General features: G+C 40.6%; 3 protein-coding genes and 1 pseudogene. All 4 read right to left on the reverse strand.

Going from position 1 to position 3,440, the window contains the following annotated elements; genetic code table 11:
- Positions 1–645: 645 nt before the first annotated feature.
- The 4 genes and pseudogenes from K7397_RS21760 to K7397_RS21045 all read right to left on the reverse strand — a co-directional run bounded on the left by K7397_RS21760 (position 646) and on the right by K7397_RS21045 (position 3,169).
- Positions 646–1,230, reverse strand: coding sequence for a phosphotransferase enzyme family protein (locus K7397_RS21760; RefSeq protein ID WP_237691107.1), 585 nt, complete (start codon positions 1,228–1,230; stop codon positions 646–648).
- A 2-nt stretch (positions 1,231–1,232) separates the two neighbouring features.
- Positions 1,233–1,406: a hypothetical protein gene (locus K7397_RS21765; protein WP_237691108.1), complete on the reverse strand. Its 174-nt coding sequence runs from the start codon at positions 1,404–1,406 to the stop codon at positions 1,233–1,235.
- 298 nt (positions 1,407–1,704) lie between these two features.
- Positions 1,705–2,560: pseudogene (locus K7397_RS21040) on the reverse strand (transposase); the annotation flags it as partial.
- Between the two features lie 138 nt (positions 2,561–2,698).
- Positions 2,699–3,169, reverse strand: coding sequence for a hypothetical protein (locus K7397_RS21045; protein WP_223070535.1), 471 nt, complete (start codon positions 3,167–3,169; stop codon positions 2,699–2,701).
- Positions 3,170–3,440 lie beyond the last annotated feature (271 nt).

Raw genomic sequence — 3,440 nt, forward strand, 5'->3', positions numbered from 1 at the left:
TGAAATCGGGTACACTACTTGCTATAACCCTTTCTGCGATTGGATCTCCTTTCTGTGTGGAAACTAAAGGATACCATACAATCGCTTGAGAGGGTTATATTTTTATTGAGAACTTTTCACTGTCCAGTAAATATCTAAATTGTCTGCAGAATTAAGAAAATACAAAACCGTACATGGGCCAGGTGTACATGTTCTTGTTTCTCACTTTTGATAAAAACCTGATCTTTAAAGCAAAAAGACCACGGTTATGCGGTTTCTAATACCTATATGTTCTTATCCTTCTACACTTAACCCTATAAAAGACAAGAACTTGGCTATTTTCAGACCTTCAGGTGAATGCCAATAGGGGCTCTTCCACACCGAGTACCTAATGGTGTCGCTCGCGTAGAATCCGTTAGCTTTTCAGATGCGTATCCGGATTCAGTTGGGATGGTATGTAGGCTATATTGAAACGAGTAAGGCTGTATGGGTTGTTCGCGACAATGTAGCGGTAGCGGAACCAGGGCAAACTACCGATGGAATCCTTTGAGCAGATGAAGATTATTAACGATTATAGCAAAAATGATTTCCAAAGAGATGACATCCCGTCTCTCTTAACAAAGAAAACGCCCTTGCAGCCAGGGGCATCTTATTATTTTCACCAGGCTAGATATTATAAAATATACGTTCACCGGATAGAAAAGGACGGCAGTGTTTGGCACACAGCTGCGGCATTCGTTCACGCATCAAGGCATGCACGGATTCGTTCTCCATCTGAAAGGCATAGAATCCGATAATCGCCATTAACATAAACCCTTCCAATAGAACGATATCGTCTGTATGCAAATCGTGATGACCGAAATACCCCTTAAGGAAAATGTCCCTATGCTCCGCGGGAATCATTAAAGCCCCCATAGCAACGTCCAATAAGTAGTACCCGGAACCGAAAAAGCCAAAATCAATAAAGCTAATCTCCCCTTTGGCGTTTATGATGATGTTACCCATACCCAAGTCGCCGTGAATGAGTCCCCATGTATCGGTTGAGTTCCTTTTGACTTCGAGGCGGGAGTTAATCAGTTTAATGGTTTTTTCAATGATAGAAACGTCAGCAGGAGTGAATAATTCCAGTTCCAAACCACCTTTTATGACCTTGATCATCTGCTCGTTATAGTCGATCCCTTGACTAGGGCGCTTCTCCAAACCGTCATGCCGATATTGGGTGAAGAAAGAATGAAGAACGGCAATTTGCATGCCTAGCTTCTTTCGGTGACGTCTTTCTTATCCAGATCTCCTCCTTCCAGCCACGTCAGCATCGAGCAGTTCAGACGCTTTCCTTCATGTTCTATGATCGTAACGAAATCCCCATCTTGATTGCGAATGGGAGACTGGACCTTAAGGCTTGTCTGGCCTGCAAGCTCTTCCAGCATCTGCAGCTCAGCGAACAGACCCTCATATGTATGCTGCAGGCCCTGTCATTGTTTCTTTTACAGGTTGGTGAATACGCAGCAAATAAGAGTTGCCAATAGCGTCGTCCACTCTGTAGGTTCTGTTCTCATTATGTCTTAGAAACGTTAGCACCGGCTGATCAATGCCGTAGCTACTTAAAATTGCATGAAGATCGTCGTTCGTCATTTGTAAAACATCCTTTCACCGCGCAGAAATCCCCTTCGTAGAGCTAATATATCTTTGATATTCAAAATAAGTAGTATACTTCATTTTCCAGGCCGTTCCGATTTGTACATTGTAGACTGGTTTCAGTTGTCCATTACGCATATGTTTTTCCTTCATTCGCATGAAGGTCGCGTCATGATCGGTCTTACTTAGCTGTTTCGGTCACCTAGAATTTCTTGTTGCTGCCCGTACTTTTGTAGGCGCGGCAACAAATTTTTACGCACTAAACGAACCGCTTTTTTCAGCGGTTTATCTTTAGGATTATCCTGTAATGTACTTTCGAGTTGCTGCACAGCTCGTTCCAGTTTTCACTCGTGATGGAACTGGATTCGCCTAACTCAAGCAGATCCTGATTAACAAGTTCAGCATTTTCCTGCCGTTCTGCTTCTTTAATCGTTGCAAAAAGGGTTTGAACTTTCTTCTGTAAACGATCTTTAAATTTCACAACAGCCTTTCCCCAAACGAATGTGTACTTGTTAGCATTCGCTTCAATTTTTGTGCCGTCGACAAAGTAGTGCTCCAATTTCACATGTCCTGACTCTACGAGAAGTTGAAGAACACCTTTAAAGATATGCTCTAGAACATCTTTCATACGTTCAGAACGGAAACGATTGATGGTTCGGAAATCTGGTCTTTGCCGTGCAGCTAACCACATGAATGGGATCTGCTCGCGAACTGCTTTTGCAATTTGATGGGAGGAGTAAATACGCTGGGAGTAGGCGCAGATGATGATTTTTGTGAGCATTTTAGGATGATAGCTATCCCGGCTACCACCAGGATACACTGAAGTGAAAATATTGTCGTCAATCCGATTCACAGCTTCGTTAATTAAACAAACAAGATGTGTTTCTGGATCTTCCTCTAAACTAATTGTCAAGTAAAGTTGGCCCATGCTATATTGGATGTACAAAGAAACCTCTCCTTTTGGTATGTGGTTGGGTGGTACCTCCATTTTACCAATGAAAGGTTTCTTTTTGTTTTACAAAAATGAGAAAGGGGCTGGCCCTCAGTCATTATTTATGACTTTTGGGACAGCCCCATTACAAGATTATAACCAAGGAGTGTCAGAAGCTTTAAGTACAACTGTTCCTTTTGGTATAGCTGTTCCACCGTAAACAGTCACTGTGTATGTACCTGAAGGAACAAGTGGATTACTATCATTATTTATGTAATTTCTTCCGACTCCATCTGCTGCAATGGTTTCATTAAAGATAATTGTACCCTTAGTATTATGCTTTACTTCAACTCTAAAAGAATCTGACCCTGTATTTTTTAAATACATGTTAATATTTGGATATCCAATCTGTACTGTCCATGAAGTATTTGGGTCTGCAACAGTATTATTTGTTAAATCCCAATTTAGTACACTTTGTTGGATTGCAAAAGGAGTAATATTAATGACCTTATTTCCTTCTTTGGATGCTGTATCGTCTTTTGCCGAAACAGCACTAGCAACTCCAGTAATAAGTGAAATAGATAATGCACCAGCACCAATAATCTTCATAAATTTGTTTGTCATTCTCTTAAATTCCTCTCCATATAATTTTTGAATACGCTGTTATCATAACATACATAAAATGACAAGGCATATAGTTCCAAATAACCAATATTAAGTCATTTAATGACATTACTTGCCATACACTAAGATCTAATTTCCCTTTCACTGGACAGTGAAAAGTTCTCAATAAAAATATAACCCTCTCAAGCGATTGTATGGTATCCTTTAGTTTCCACACAGAAAGGAGATCCAATCGCAGAAAGGGTTATAGCAAGTAGTGTACCCGATTTCA

The sequence above is a fragment of the Paenibacillus caui genome (assembly GCF_019904135.1).
In the GTDB taxonomy this organism is placed as follows: domain Bacteria; phylum Bacillota; class Bacilli; order Paenibacillales; family Paenibacillaceae; genus Fontibacillus; species Fontibacillus caui.